Origin of the sequence: Agrococcus sediminis, from assembly GCF_007923295.1 — a bacterium.
Lineage (GTDB): Bacteria > Actinomycetota > Actinomycetes > Actinomycetales > Microbacteriaceae > Agrococcus > Agrococcus sediminis.
The window spans coordinates 84,895-98,859 of sequence record NZ_VOIR01000015.1; the positions used below are offsets into that span (position 1 = coordinate 84,895).

General features: G+C 73.3%; 14 protein-coding genes. 7 read left to right on the top strand and 7 right to left on the bottom strand.

Translation table 11 applies throughout. The annotated features are described in order from the left end of the window. Window positions 1-19: 19 nt before the first annotated feature. The 6 genes from FQ330_RS09640 to xseA form a co-directional block, all read right to left on the bottom strand. Window positions 20-532 carry a tetratricopeptide repeat protein gene (locus FQ330_RS09640; protein ID WP_225792796.1) on the bottom strand — a complete coding sequence of 171 codons (513 nt, stop codon included), beginning with the start codon at window positions 530-532 and terminating at the stop codon, window positions 20-22. Then, window positions 529-2,571, bottom strand: coding sequence for a prolyl oligopeptidase family serine peptidase (locus FQ330_RS09645; RefSeq protein WP_146357113.1), 2,043 nt, complete (start codon window positions 2,569-2,571; stop codon window positions 529-531). Before FQ330_RS09645 ends, FQ330_RS09640 begins: the two co-directional genes overlap by 4 nt. Window positions 2,572-2,662: 91 nt before the next feature. After that, the gene (locus FQ330_RS09650) at window positions 2,663-4,069 is read right to left on the bottom strand and encodes a class II fumarate hydratase (RefSeq protein ID WP_146357115.1); all 1,407 of its coding nucleotides are present in this window, start codon (window positions 4,067-4,069) and stop codon (window positions 2,663-2,665) included. A 63-nt stretch (window positions 4,070-4,132) separates the two neighbouring features. Further along, a complete protein-coding gene (locus FQ330_RS09655) occupies window positions 4,133-4,777 on the bottom strand; it encodes a DUF4245 domain-containing protein (protein ID WP_146357117.1) in 645 nt (214 codons plus the stop codon). Then, a complete protein-coding gene (locus FQ330_RS09660; protein ID WP_146357119.1) occupies window positions 4,774-5,034 on the bottom strand; it encodes an exodeoxyribonuclease VII small subunit in 261 nt (86 codons plus the stop codon). The genes FQ330_RS09655 and FQ330_RS09660 overlap by 4 nt, the downstream gene beginning before the upstream one ends. A gap of 32 nt (window positions 5,035-5,066) precedes the next feature. Continuing rightward, a complete protein-coding gene (xseA, locus tag FQ330_RS09665) occupies window positions 5,067-6,302 on the bottom strand; it encodes an exodeoxyribonuclease VII large subunit (RefSeq protein ID WP_146357121.1) in 1,236 nt (411 codons plus the stop codon). Window positions 6,303-6,372: 70 nt separating this feature from the next. On the opposite strand from xseA, the gene FQ330_RS09670 reads away from it, so the two are divergent. Beyond that, entirely contained in the window at window positions 6,373-7,395 is a 1,023-nt protein-coding gene (locus tag FQ330_RS09670) for a 4-hydroxy-3-methylbut-2-enyl diphosphate reductase (protein ID WP_146357409.1), read from the top strand. Window positions 7,396-7,441: 46 nt separating this feature from the next. Next, window positions 7,442-7,891, top strand: coding sequence for a hypothetical protein (locus FQ330_RS09675; RefSeq protein WP_128190606.1), 450 nt, complete (start codon window positions 7,442-7,444; stop codon window positions 7,889-7,891). Window positions 7,892-7,989: 98 nt separating this feature from the next. On the opposite strand, the gene fbaA is transcribed toward FQ330_RS09675, so the two are convergent. After that, entirely contained in the window at window positions 7,990-9,015 is a 1,026-nt protein-coding gene (fbaA, locus tag FQ330_RS09680) for a class II fructose-bisphosphate aldolase (protein WP_146357123.1), read from the bottom strand. A 195-nt stretch (window positions 9,016-9,210) separates the two neighbouring features. On the opposite strand from fbaA, the gene FQ330_RS09685 reads away from it, so the two are divergent. From FQ330_RS09685 to FQ330_RS09705, 5 genes are all read left to right on the top strand, one after another. After that, window positions 9,211-10,938, top strand: coding sequence for a dihydroxyacetone kinase family protein (locus tag FQ330_RS09685; protein ID WP_146357125.1), 1,728 nt, complete (start codon window positions 9,211-9,213; stop codon window positions 10,936-10,938). 2 nt (window positions 10,939-10,940) lie between these two features. After that, window positions 10,941-11,396, top strand: coding sequence for a ribose-5-phosphate isomerase (locus FQ330_RS09690; protein ID WP_146357127.1), 456 nt, complete (start codon window positions 10,941-10,943; stop codon window positions 11,394-11,396). A 4-nt stretch (window positions 11,397-11,400) separates the two neighbouring features. Continuing rightward, a complete protein-coding gene (locus tag FQ330_RS09695; protein ID WP_318655692.1) occupies window positions 11,401-12,168 on the top strand; it encodes a triose-phosphate isomerase family protein in 768 nt (255 codons plus the stop codon). Next, window positions 12,165-12,887 (top strand): GntR family transcriptional regulator, encoded by a 723-nt coding sequence (locus FQ330_RS09700; protein ID WP_128190338.1) that lies wholly within the window; start codon window positions 12,165-12,167, stop codon window positions 12,885-12,887. Before FQ330_RS09695 ends, FQ330_RS09700 begins: the two co-directional genes overlap by 4 nt. Window positions 12,888-13,022: 135 nt before the next feature. Beyond that, window positions 13,023-13,961: a sugar phosphate isomerase/epimerase family protein gene (locus FQ330_RS09705; RefSeq protein ID WP_128190339.1), complete on the top strand. Its 939-nt coding sequence runs from the start codon at window positions 13,023-13,025 to the stop codon at window positions 13,959-13,961. Window positions 13,962-13,965 lie beyond the last annotated feature (4 nt).

Below are 13,965 nucleotides of genomic sequence, written 5' to 3' on the forward strand. Positions count from 1 at the left end.
CAGGCGGCGGGTCCGCGCGTCAGCGCGGATCGGGAGCGGGCGGCTCCGTCAGCGCGGCGGCGTACGCACGGATCGAGCGGTTGTACCGCGGCAGCGTCGGCTCGAGCGCCTCGATCACGACGCGCAGCGCCTCATCGTGCCGACCGGCGCTGTGCAGCGCGAGCGCGAGGAAGACGCGCGGTGACGACCCGGTCGACGGATGCTCGGGTGCGGCCTCGAGCACCGCGATCGCGTCCTCGAGGCGGCCGGTGTTGCGGAGCGTCGAGCCGTACTGCACGGCGAGCTGCGCGTGCTGCTCGGCGTCGAGCCCGAGCGCGAGCGCACGCTCGTACTCGTGCTCCGCCTCGTGCTCCCGCCCGTGCGCGTCGAGCATGCCGGCGAGCTCGAACGCCGCCCGCCCGTCGGCGCCGGGGTAGGCGGCGGCGAGGGCGCGCATCCCGCCGATCGCCTCGTCGGCCGGCGTCTCGTCGACGCGGTCCCACAGCTCGGCGACCGCCGCGCTCCACGCCGCCGTCTCCCACTCGATGCTCACACCGAGAGCCCGGTGTGGTGCGCCGCGAACGCGAGCTGGTCGGCGAACTCGAGCGCGGCCGCATCCTTCGGCTTGCCCATCCCGTGCCCGGCGCGCGTGTCGACCGAGAGCAGCACGGGCGCATCCGCCCCCGCCGCCGCCTGCGCCCGCTGCAGCTCGGCCGCGAACTTGAACGAGTGGGCCGGCACGACGCGGTCGTCGTGGTCGCCGGTGGTGATGAGGGTCGGCGGATGCGCCGTCTCGCGCACGTTGTGGAGCGGCGAGTAGGCGCGCAGGTACGCGTGCGCCGCTGCCTCGTCGGGGTCGCCGTAGTCGCTCGCCCAGGCCCAGCCGATCGTGAAGCGGTGGTAGCGCAGCATGTCGAGCACGCCGACGCCCGGCAGCACCGCGGCCCACAGGTCGGGGCGCTGCGTGAGCGCCGCGCCGGCGAGCAGGCCGCCGTTCGAGCGGCCGTGGAGCGCCAGCTGCTCGCGGGTGGTGACGCCGGTCTCGAGGAGGTGCTCGGCGATCGCGTAGAGGTCGTCGAAGACCTGCTGCTTGCGCTCCTTCGTGCCGCCCTTGTGCCACGCCGAGCCGAACTCGCCGCCGCCGCGCAGGTTCGGCACGACGAGCACGCCGCCCGCGTCGACCCACGCGGCGAGCACCGCGCGGAAGCCGGGGTTCATCGGGATGTTGAAGCCGCCGTAGCCCCAGATGAGCGTCGGGCGCGGCGCGGCCCCGTCGTCGCCCGCCGGGCGCACGAGGAACGCCGGCACCGTCTCGCTGTCGCTCGACGCGGCGCGGATGCGCGTGGTCGTCGCCGCGGGGGCGGCGGGTCCGGGCGTCGGGAGCGTGCGGTGCGCGACGAGCCGGGCGCCGTCGACCTCGACGACGTGGCGGGTGCCGCGGTCGACGAAGCTCGAGGTCGCGACGAGCACCGTGCCGCTCGTCGCGCTCGCCTCCGACCCGGTGATCGAGATGCCCTCGCCGAGCGGCACGTCGTCGCCGAGCACGCCGTCGAAGGTCGCGAGCTGCATGCGGTGGCTCGCGTCGTGCGAGTACTCGAGCACGAGGCCCGCGGCGGTGAGGGAGGCGTCGAGCAGCACGTCCTCGGCGTGCTCGGGCACGATGGTGCGCTCCTGCTCCGTGGCCAGGTCGAACGCCGCGAGCCGGTAGCGCGGCGCATCCGCGTCGGTGACGGCGTAGAGCAGCCCCTCGTGCACGCCGATCGCGTTCCACTCGTGCTCGTGGCCGGCGACCAGCTGGCGCAGCTCGTCGTCGCCGTGCCGGCGGGCGGCGAGGTCGTTGCCGCTCGAGGAGCCGGTGTCGGTCGAGAGCACGAACCACGTGTCGTCGCGCGGCCAGTGGCGCGCGAACAGCCTCGGCTCGTCCGGCCGGGCGAAGAGCACGGCGTCGTCGGCGACGTCGGTGCCGACCTCGTGCCGCATGAGGCGGCCCGCGCCCATCTCGTCGGTGAGCGCGTCGCCGCTGGGGGCGTCGTACGCCCAGTACGAGAACGCGCGGCCGCCCGGCAGCCAGACGGGCGAGTTCCACTTCGTCCACGGGATCTCGTCGCCGAGGTCCTCGCCGGTCGCCACGTCGCGCACCCGGATCGTGCGCCAGTCGGAGCCGCCGTCGGCCACGCCGTAGGCGAGCAGCGCGCCGTCGGGGGAGACGGATGCGACGGTGACGGCGACCGTGCCGTCGTCCGAGAGCGCGTTGGGGTCGAGCAGCACGCGCGCGCCCTCGAGCTCGTCGACCGAGTCGGCGGTGACGAGCACCGGCTGGTTCTGGCCGTCGCTGTGCCACGCGAAGACCCGGCCGCTGCGGATCCACGGGCAGCCGCGGGTCGGCGCCTCGAGCAGCGCCGTCAGGCGCTCGCGGAACGCGGCGCGCGCGGGCAGCGCGGCGAGGATCGGCTCGGCGAAGGCGTTCTGCGCCTCGATGAAGGCGCGCGTCTCGGCCGAGTAGCCGTCCTCCAGCCAGCGGTAGGGGTCGGCGATCGCCTCCCCGTGGACCTGCTCGACCGTGCCGTCTCTCTTCACCTCGGGGTAGCGCATCCGCCCACCCTAGACGGCGAGCCTCCCCGAACCGCGGGTCCTCTGGCTGGGACCGCGCGGTTCGGGGAGGCTCGGGCGACCGGAGTGGTGGCTACTTCGCGACGCCGGGGTGCGTCATCGAGAGCAGGTCGAGCGCCTTGTCGAGGTCGGCCTCGGTGAGCTCGCCGCGCTCGACGTAGCCGAGGTCGATCACCGCCTCGCGCACCGTGATGCCCTGCGCGACCGAGTGCTTCGCGATCTTCGCCGCCGCCTCGTAGCCGATCAGGCGGTTGAGGGGCGTCACGATCGACGGGCTCATGCCGGCGAGCGCGGCGGCCCGCTCGATGTCGGCCTCGAGGCCGGCGATCGTCTTGTCGGCGAGCACGCGCGACGCGTTGGAGAGCAGGCGGATCGACTCGAGCAGCGCCGTGCCCATCACCGGGATCTGCACGTTGAGCTCGAACGAGCCCGAGGCGCCGGCCCACGCGACGGTCGCGTCGTTGCCGATGATGCGCGCGCACACCATGAGCACCGCCTCCGGCACGACCGGGTTGACCTTGCCGGGCATGATCGACGAGCCCGGCTGCAGGTCGGGGATGCGCAGCTCGCCGAGGCCCGTGTTGGGGCCCGAGCCCATCCAGCGCAGGTCGTTGTTGATCTTCGTGAGCGAGACCGCGATCGTCCGGAGGGCCCCGGATGCCTCGACGAGGCCGTCGCGGTTGGCCTGCGCCTCGAAGTGGTTGCGCGCCTCGGTGATCGGCAGCCCGCTCGAGGCGGCGATCTCGGCGATGACCTGCTCGGGGAAGCCGAGCGGGGTGTTGATGCCGGTGCCGACGGCCGTGCCGCCCTGCGGCACCTCGGCGACGCGGGGGAGCGCGGCCTCGATGCGCTCGATGCCGTAGCGCACCTGCGCGGCGTAGCCGCCGAACTCCTGGCCGAGCGTGACGGGGGTCGCGTCCATGAGGTGCGTGCGACCCGGCTTCACGGCGTCGGCCCAGAGCGCCGCCTTCTCCTCGAGGGCGCCGGCGAGGTGCTCGAGCGCCGGGATCGCCTGCTCGACGAGCGCGCCGGTGACCGCGATGTGCACCGAGGTGGGGAAGACGTCGTTCGACGACTGCGAGGCGTTCACGTGGTCGTTGGGGTGGACCGCCTCGCCCCGGTGCTTCGTCGCGAGCGTCGCGAGCACCTCGTTCATGTTCATGTTCGAGGAGGTGCCGGAGCCGGTCTGGTAGGTGTCGACGGGGAACTGGTCGTGGTGCGCGCCGCCGATGACCTCGTCGGCCGCGGCGACGATCGCGTCGGCGACGTCGGCCTCGAGGATGCCGAGCTCGCGGTTGGCGATGGCGGCGGCGCGCTTGATGCGTGCGAGGGCGACGATCTGCGCGGGCTCCAGGCCCGAGCCCGAGATGGGGAAGTTCTCGACCGCGCGCTGCGTCTGGGCGGCGTACAGGGCGTGCTTGGGCACGCGCACCTCGCCCATGGTGTCGTGCTCGATGCGGTACTCGGTCTCGGCGTTCACGTCGAAAGTGCCTTCCTGTTGCTGCGGTGTCGTGCTTCGGGTGTGGGGGAGCGGGCGGCGGGCTCAGCCCGCGTCGGCGAGCGCGGCGCTCACGGCCTCGGCGAAGGTCTGCAGCTCGTCGTCGTCGGCGGTGCCGGCGATGACGACGGTGGATGCGTCGGCCTCGGTCGTGAGGACGTAGGCGAGGTTGCCGGGATCCTCGGCGTCGCGCTGGTCGTGCTCGCGCCAGGTGAGGCCGCCGATCTCGCGCTCGCCGGTCTGCGGCGCCTCCTCGATCGCGGAGGCGAGCCAGGTCGGGTTCGCGTCGAGGGCCTGCGTGAAGGAGAGGAACTGCTCGCCGGGCGTCACGTAGCCGGCGTACCACGTGGTGACGTCGTCGCCGCCGGTGCGGATCTCGGCGGCGTTCGACGCCCATCCCTCGGGCAGGTCGGGGGCGATGAGCGGCTCGTCGACGGTCGGCTGGGCCGCGGCGGCCGCGGCCGCGACGTCGATCGGCTCGCGCGGGGAGACGTTCGGCCGCAGCACCACGAGCACCATCACCAGCACGACCGCGAGGCACGCGACGACGGCGACGACGAGGTTGCTGAACGTCTGGTTCTCGCGGTGCCGGCGCGACGCGGCCGCCTTGCGGGCGGCGGTCTCCTCGGGCGTCTCAGGGCGGCCGAGCTCGGCGACGACGCGGGGCGTGCGGGGCTGCTTGCGGCTCATGCCCGCTCGGCGCCGTCGGCGGTCGGGGCGGGCGCCGTGGCGCGCGCGGCGTCGAGCCGGGCCTTCGCGCCCTGGAGCCACTCCTCGCAGCGGTCGGCGAGGGCGCTGCCCCGCTCCCACAGCGCGAGCGACTCCTCGAGGGTCGCGCCGCCCGACTCGAGCGCCTGCACGACGCGCACGAGCTCGTCGCGCGCCTGCTCGTAGCCGAGCTCGGCGACTGGCGCGTCGGCGGGCGACTGGGGGTCGGGGGAGGTCACGGGGCCAGTCTAGACGCGGGCGCTGACGGCCGTCAGGCGGTCGCGGCGTCGTCGGGACGCACGGCGACGACGGATGCGTCGAGGCTGCCGGACGCGACGGTGACCAGCAGGCGGTCGCCGGGTCGGGCCGCGTCCGCAGCGCGCAGCACCGACCCGCCTTCCGCCTGCACGACCGCGTAGCCGCGGTCGAGCGTCGACTGCGGGCTGAGCGCGCGCAGCGTCTGCCGCAGGTGGCCGAGCTGCTGGCCGCCCAGCTCGACGACGCGCCCGGCGAGCTCGTCGGCGCGCGCCGTGAGGCGCGCGAGGTCGTCGGCGCGGGTCTCGATCATCGTCTCGGGCCGCGCGAGCGCCGGCCGCGAGCGGAACGACTCGAGCCGCTCGGTCTCGCGGGCGACGTGCTGCGTCACCCTCGCGCGCAGCATCGCCCGCGCCTGCGCGATGCGGGAGAGCTCCTCCGCGACGTCCGGCACGACCCGCTTCGCCGCATCCGTCGGCGTGGATGCGCGCAGGTCGGCGACGTCGTCGAGCAGCGGGCGGTCGTTCTCGTGGCCGATCGCCGACACGACCGGCGTGGTCGCGGCGGCCACCGCGCGCACGAGCGACTCGTCGCTGAAGCCGAGCAGGTTCTGGAAGTCGCCGCCGCCGCGCGCGATCACGATCACGTCGACCTCGGGGTCGGCCTCGAGCCGCGCGAGCGCGGCGAGCACCGTCGGCACGGTCTGGTCGCCCTGCACCGCGGCGTGCTCGACCCGGAACCGCACGCCCGGCCAGCGCAGCTGGGCGTTGCGCAGCACGTCCTTCTCGGCGTCGGAGTCGCGCCCGGTGATCAGACCGACCACGCCGGGCAGGAAGGGGAGGGGGCGCTTGCGCGCCGCGTCGAAGAGGCCCTCGGCGGCGAGCGACCGGCGCAGCGCCTCGAGGCGCGCGAGCAGGTCGCCGATGCCGACGTGCCGCAGCTGCGCCGTCACCATCGACAGCGTGCCGCCGCGCGGCCAGTAGTCGGGCTTCACGAGCGCGACGACGCGGTCGCCCTGCGAGAACTCGCCCTCGATGCGCGAGAGCGTCGACGACCAGACGTTGAAGGCGACCGTGGAGTCGCCCGCGACATCCTTCAGCTTGCCGAAGACGTTGCCGCGCGAGTTCGACCACTGCGTGATCTCGCCCTCGACCCACAGGTGCCCGAGCCGGCCGATGTACGACTTCAGCTCGGCGCCAAGCCGCTCGACGCTCCACGGCTCGTCGGGCGTGCCGGTGATCCGCTCGGCCATGCCGCTCCCGTCGTCGCGCCCCGCCGCCCAGGCGGCCCGTCGCAGACCAACGTAGACTGGACCGGTGACGATCACGAACGGACGAGTCCCGCTCGACGCCCCGCGTCCGGCGCTCCGCCGGGGTCGGCTCCAGGACCTCCCCGTCGAGGGAGGCAAGCGCATCCTGCTGGCCACGCCGCGCGGCTACTGCGCCGGCGTCGACCGCGCGGTGCTCGCGGTCGAGAAGGCGCTCGAGCAGCACGGCGCGCCGATCTACGTGCGCAAGCAGATCGTGCACAACAAGCACGTCGTCGCCGAGCTCGAGCGCGAGGGCGCGATCTTCGTCGACGAGGTGGATGCGGTGCCCGAGGGCGCGCGGGTCATCTTCAGCGCGCACGGGGTGAGCCCGGCCGTCGTGCAGGCCGCCGCCGACCGTGGCCTGTCGGCGATCGACGCGACGTGCCCGCTCGTGACGAAGGTGCACCGCGAGGCGATGCGCTTCGCGCGCGACGACTTCCAGATCCTGCTCGTCGGCCACGAGGGGCACGAGGAGGTCGAGGGCACCGCGGGCCACGCGCCCGACCGGGTCACGATCGTCAACAACCCCGACGAGGCCGACACCGTGCAGGTGCAGGATCCCGACCGGCTCGTCTGGCTCAGCCAGACCACGCTCTCGGTCGACGAGACGATGGAGACGGTGCGCCGGCTGCGCGCGCGGTTCCCCAACCTGCAGGACCCGCCCAGCGACGACATCTGCTACGCCACCCAGAACCGCCAGGTCGCGATCAAGAAGGTGGCGGCCGACGCCGACCTCGTGATCGTGGTCGGCAGCGCCAACTCCTCGAACTCGGTGCGCCTCGTCGAGGTCGCGCTCGAGTACGGGGCGAAGGCCGCCTACCGCGTCGACTTCTCGACCGAGATCCAGCAGGAGTGGCTCGAGGGCGTGCGCAGCGTCGGCGTGACGAGCGGCGCGAGCGTGCCCGAGGGCCTCGTGCGCGAGGTGCTCGCCGAGCTCGAGGACGCCGGCTACCGCGACGTCACCGAGGTGCGCACCGCCGAGGAGGACCTCATCTTCTCGCTCCCCAAGGAGCTGCGCCCCAGCCGCCAGCGCTGACCGGATCTCCTGGCGGACTCCCAGCGCCCGTCGATACGCTCGCACCATGACTGATCAGCTTCGAGGCGAGGACACCGCCAACCCCACGGATGCCGTCCGTCAGGCGAGCGAGATCGACCGCGACCAGGTCGACGACGCCCCCGAGGCGAGCGGCGCCATCTCGACGACGCCGGTCGACGGCGGCGGCGACTCCGACCCCGACCAGTGGGCCGACCAGATGGCCGACGGCGAGGACTTCGACGAGTCGATGGGGGAGCCCGCCGACGACGACCGCGTGCTCGCGACCGACGAGCTCGACGAGATCGACGACGACGACGCCCCCGAGGGCTCCGAGGCGCGCGACGAGGAGTTCGAGGGCGACGACCCGGCCGACATCCCCGACGAGCACGGCGGCACGCAGGCGGGCGTCGACACCGACGACAACGGCGTCGACGACACCGTGCTGCCCGAGGGCACCGACCGCATCGTCGACACCGGCGACGACGACTGGGAGTGACTCCGCGCTGATCGCATGAGCACCGCGCCCCGACGGGCGCGCGCAGAAGGGCCCCGCCGATCGACCGGCGGGGCCCTTCCCTGTCGCGGTGCGGGTCGCTACTTGCCCGACCAGCCGGCCGAGCCGAGCTGCTGCGTCGCCGACACCACGCGCGCGGCCATGGCCGTCTCGGCCGCCTTGCCCCACGAGCGGGGGTCGTAGACCTTCTTGTTGCCGACCTCGCCGTCGACCTTCAGCACGCCGTCGTAGTTGGAGAACATCGAGTGCGCGACCGAGCGCGTGTACGCGTACTGCGTGTCGGTGTCGATGTTCATCTTCACGACGCCGTTGCGCACCGCCTCGGCGATCTCCTCGTCGGTCGAGCCGGAGCCGCCGTGGAAGACGAGGTCCAGCGGCTTCGGGCCGGTGCCGTACTTCTCGGCGAGCCCCGCCTGGATCTGGCCGAGCAGCTCGGGGCGCAGGCGCACGTTGCCCGGCTTGTAGACGCCGTGCACGTTGCCGAAGGTGAGCGCCGCCATGTAGCGGCCCTGCTCGCCGAGGCCGAGCGCCTCGACGGTCGCGATCGCGTCGTCGAGCGTCGTGTAGAGCTGGTCGTTGATCTCGTGGCTCACGCCGTCCTCCTCGCCGCCGACCACGCCGATCTCGACCTCGAGGATCTGGTGGAGGGCCGCGGTGCGGGGGAGGATCTGCTTCGCGATCTCGAGGTTCTCCTCGAGCGGCACGGCGGAGCCGTCCCACATGTGCGACTGGAACAGGGGAGCGCGGCCGGCGCGCACCTCCTCCTCGCTCGCCTCGAGGAGCGGCATGACGAAGCCGTCGAGCGCGTCCTTCGGGCAGTGGTCGGTGTGCAGCGCGACGGTGATCGGGTAGGCCTTCGCGACCTCGGTGACGTAGCGGGCGAAGGCGATGGCGCCGCCGGCGCGGTTCTTCACGCTCTGGCCGGCGAAGAAGTCGGCGCCGCCGGTGGTGACCTGGATGATGCCGTCGGAGCCGGCCTCGGCGAGGCCCTGCAGCACGGCGTTGATCGTCGACGACGACGAGACGTTGATGGCGGGGTAGGCGAAGGCGTTGGCCTTCGCGCTGTCGAGCATCGCTGCGTACTGCTCTGGCGTTGCGACGGGCATTGCGGCTCCTGACTCGTCGGGTCGCGGACCGCCAGTCGCGGCCTCGCGGGAACATCGTCAGTCTAGGTCGCCGGTCATGCGGCCGCCCCGGCGGATGCGCACGGATGAGCCGTCGGCGTGACAGGGAACCCAACTTCCTATAGGATTCCAAGGAGTGCCCGCCCCGCTCCGGGGATCCTATGCGAGGAGAGCGCAATGACGCGACTGTTCAACGATCCGTCCCAGTTCGCCGACGAGATGATCGAGGGCTTCGCGGCCGCGGCATCCCGGTGGGTGCAGGCAGCCCCCGGCGGCGTCGTGCGCTCGACCAGGGCCGACGAGCCCACGGTGGCGCTCGTCGTCGGCGGCGGCAGCGGCCACTACCCGGCCTTCGGCGGCCTCGTCGGCCCCGGCCTCGCGCACGGCGCCGCGATGGGCAACCTCTTCGCCTCGCCGTCGGCGCAGCAGGTCTACGCCATCGCGAAGCAGGCCGACCAGGGCCAGGGCGTGCTGCTCAGCTACGGCAACTACGCCGGCGACGTGCTGCACTTCGACCAGGCCCAGGAGCGCCTGCGCGCCGAGGGCATCGACGTGCGCACCGTCACCGTCACCGACGACATCTGGAGCGCCCCGAAGGAGCGCCTCGAGCAGCGCCGCGGCATCGCGGGCGACCTCGCGGTCTTCAAGACCGCCGGCGCCGCCGCCGAGGCGGGCTACGACATCGACGGCGTCGAGCGCATCGCGCAGACCGCCAACGCCCGCACCCGCTCGTTCGGCGTCGCCTTCTCGGGCTGCACGCTGCCGGGCGCCTCCGAGCCGCTCTTCACCGTGCCCGAGGGCAAGATGGCGGTCGGCCTCGGGATCCACGGGGAGCCCGGCATCGACGAGGTCGACGTGCCCACCGCCGACGAGCTCGCGCAGCTGTTCGTCGACAAGCTGCTCGACGAGGTGCCCGACGGCGTCGAGGTCGAGGGCGCGCGCGTCGTGCCGTTGCTGAACGGCCTCGGCAGCGTCAAGTACGAGGAGATGTTCGTCGTCTACCGCCGCGTGCATGCGCTGCTCGAGGAGCGCGGGCTCACGATCGTCGAGCCCGAGGTGGGCGAGCTCTGCACGAGCTTCGACATGGCGGGCGTCTCGCTGACGCTGCTGTGGCTCGACGAGGAGCTCGAGCGCCTGTGGTGCGCGCCTGCCGACTCCGCGGGCTTCCGCAAGGGCTCGGTGGCCCCGCAGCAGCAGGCCGACGCCGTCGACGCCGCGGTCGACGAGCAGGAGGTGCCCGAGTCGACGGCCGAGTCGCGCGACGCGGCCCACGTCATCGCCGCCGCGCTCGCCGCGGTCGCCGACGCGATCGACGACGCCGCCGAGGAGCTCGGCCACATGGACTCCGTCGCGGGCGACGGCGACCACGGCATCGGCATGCAGCGCGGCTCGCGCGCGGGCAGCACCGCGGCGACGGCGGCCGTGCATGCCGGCGCCGGCGCGCAGACGACGCTCGAGCGGGCGGCGGATGCGTGGAGCGACCGGGCGGGCGGCACCTCCGGTGCGATCTGGGGCGAGATGCTCCGCACGCTCGGCAGGCACGTGGGCGACGACCGCCACGTGACGGCGCAGACCGTCGCCGACGGCGTGGTCGCCGCGAAGGACGCCGTGATGGCGTTCGGCAAGGCCAAGGTCGGCGACAAGACGATGGTCGACGCCATCGTGCCGTTCGCCGACGACCTCGCCCGCCGCATCGCCGACGGCCAGCGCCTGCGCGACGCGTGGGGGCACTCCGCCGGCGTCGCCGACGAGGCAGCGCAGGAGACCGCCGCGCTCGCCGCGACGCTCGGCCGCGCCAAGTCGCACGGCGACAAGTCCATCGGCACCCCCGACCCGGGCGCCGTCTCGTTCGCGCTCATCTGCAGCACCATCTACGACGTCCTCACCACAGACAGGGAGCAGTGACCATGGGCATCCGCCTCATCGTCGGCAGCGACAAGGCCGGCTTCGACTACAAGGAGATCCTGAAGCGCGACATGGAGGCGAACGACCTCGTCGACTCCGTGGTCGACGTGGGCGTCGACGACGCCGAGGGCTCGACCTCGTACCCGAAGGTCGCCATCGAGGCCGCCGAGCGCGTCGCCCGCGGCGAGGCTGACCGCGCCCTGCTGCTGTGCGGCACGGGCCTGGGCGTCGCGATCGCCGCGAACAAGGTGTCGGGCATCCGCGCCGTCACCGCGCACGATTCGTTCTCGGTCGAGCGCTCGATCCTCTCGAACGACGCGCAGGTGCTCTGCATGGGCCAGCGCGTCGTGGGCATCGAGCTCGCGCGCCGGCTCGCCAAGGAGTGGCTGACCTACACCTTCGACCCCGCCAGCCACTCGCAGGCGAACGTCGACGACATCTGCGCCTACGAGGGCTGACCGGATGGCGGGGATGCTGATCGGCTCGAGCCTGAAGATGTACTTCGGGCGCGCCCGCACGCTCGAGTGGACGCGCGCGGTCGCCGCGATCTGCGCCGAGCATCCGGCCGTGCAGGGCGGGCTCGTGGAGCCCTTCGTCATCCCCACGTTCCCCTCGATCCCCGAGGTCGTGCCGATCGCCACCCACGCGGGCATGCTCGTCGGCGCGCAGGATCTCCACTGGGAGGACGCCGGCGCCTTCACGGGCGAGGTGTCGGCGCCGGAGCTCGCCGAGCACGGCGTCGCGCTCGCCGAGATCGGCCACGCCGAGCGCCGCGCGATGTTCGGCGAGACCGACGAGACCGTCGCCCGCAAGGTGGCGGCCGCCCTGCGGCACGGCATCGCGCCGGTGCTGTGCATCGGCGAGCCCGACCGGGGCGCACCGGACGCGGCCGCGGCCGCCTGCATCCGCCAGCTCGACGCATCCCTCGCCCTCGCTCGCGGCGCCGGCGCGACCGGCCGGCTCGTGGTCGCCTACGAGCCCGTCTGGGCGATCGGCGCACCGGAGCCCGCCGGCGACGACCACATCCGCGCGGTCGGGGCGGCGCTGCGCGCGCACCTCGCCGACGACCCGCTCGACGCGCAGGTCATCTACGGCGGCAGCGCCGGCCCCGGGCTGCTGCCGCGCATCGCCGACAGCGTCGACGGCATGTTCCTCGGGCGCTTCGCGCACGACCCCGCGGCGTTCGGCCGCATCCTCGACGAGGCGCTCGCACTCCAGGAGACACGATGACCACCCAGCTGCCGTTCCGCGGCGTGCGCGAGCTCGAGCGCCGCGGCCTCCGCGATCGGGTCTACGACCTCATCCTCGAGCTGCTGCTCGAGGGCGACGTGGAGCCGGGCTCGCGGCTCTCGATCGACACGCTCGCGAAGCAGCTCGACGTCTCGCCCACGCCCGTGCGCGAGGCGATGGTGCAGCTCGAGCGCACCGGGCTCGTCACGCGCGAGGCGCTCAAGGGCTATCGGGTCGCGCCCCCGCTCGGGCCCGATCAGCTCGCCGAGCTGTTCGACGCGCGCCTCATGCTCGAGGTCGAGGCGACCCGGCTGGCCGCGCCGAAGGCCGCCCAGCTGCTCGAGCGGCTGCGCGTCGCGCACGAGCGGCACCAGGAGTGCGCCGACCGCATCGTCGAGGCGATGGATGCGGGGGCCGACGTGCCCGTGCGCACCACGGCCGAGTACTTCGACGCGGACTCCGCCTTCCACCGCGCGATCTTCGAGGCAGCGGGCAACCGCTACCTCATCTCGATGCACGACGACCTGGGCGCCATGACGCACCGCTTGCGGCAGGCCGTGCTGCGCGGCACGAGCGACGTGCGCGAGGCGCACGCCGAGCACGCGCGGGTGCTCGACGCCCTCGAGCGCGGCGACGCCGACGCCGCCACGGCGGCGATGCGCGCACACATCCAGGGCGTGCGCACGCGCTCGGTGCGCGACGAGGCCGCCGGGTCCTGAGCCGGCCGGCACTGGCGTGGGGGACACGCCCGGGCTCAGCGCGCGCTTGCGCCCGTCGCGTTATCTGACTAGTTTTCCTATAGGATATTTTCAAGGGCGAAGATCGCGCCCGCGGATTGCAACGGAGCAGACGAGATGGCAGAGCAGCCAGCATTCACCGCCGAGACCTGGCCGATCGCCACCTGCCTGCACGGCATCCCCGCCGTCTCGGCCGACGGCGTCGCCCTGCACGACGCGGACCCTGCGGTCTGGGACGACGCGTTCGCCCAGGTCGCCGACGTGGGCTTCTCGCTCGCGGAGCTCGCCGACAGCCACATCCGCCCCGCCGACCTCGAGGCGAGCCGCAAGGACGAGCTGTTCTCGATCCTCGACTCGCACGGCATCCGCATCCCCTCGGTGCACCTGCAGCGCCAGAGCGTGATCATGCCCGGCCACGAGGAGCGCAACCTCGCCTACGCCCACCGCACGATCGACGCCGCGGCGGAGTGGGGCATGGAGGTCTTCTCGACCGGCCTGCACGAGCCGTTCAGCGAGGCGCAGCGCAAGGCGCTGTGGTTCTGGACCGCGCAGGGCCCGACGAACGACCCGGATGACCCGGAGCTCTGGACCGCGGCGGTGACGCGCCTGCGCGAGCTCGGCCGGCACGCTGCCGAGGTGGGGCTCAAGATGTCGCTCGAGATGTACGAGGACACCTTCCTCGGCACCGCCGACTCGGCCGTGCGCCTCGTCGAGGAGATCGGGCTCGACAACGTCGGCCTCAACCCCGACATCGCCAACCTCATCCGCCTCCACCGGCCGATCGAGGACTGGCGCGATATGCACGCGAAGACGCTGCCGTACGCCAACTACTGGCACGTCAAGAACTACACGCGCGACGAGGCGGCCGACGGCTCGTGGGCGACCAGCGTGCCCTCCACCATGGAGGGCGGCCTCATCAACTACCGCCAGGTCGTGCGCGACGCGCTCGCGCTCGGCTTCGACGGCATCTTCCTCATGGAGCACTACGGCGGCGACAGCCTCGGCAACTGCTCCACCAACCAGCGCTACCTGCGCTCGCTCCTCCCGAAGGGCTGAGACC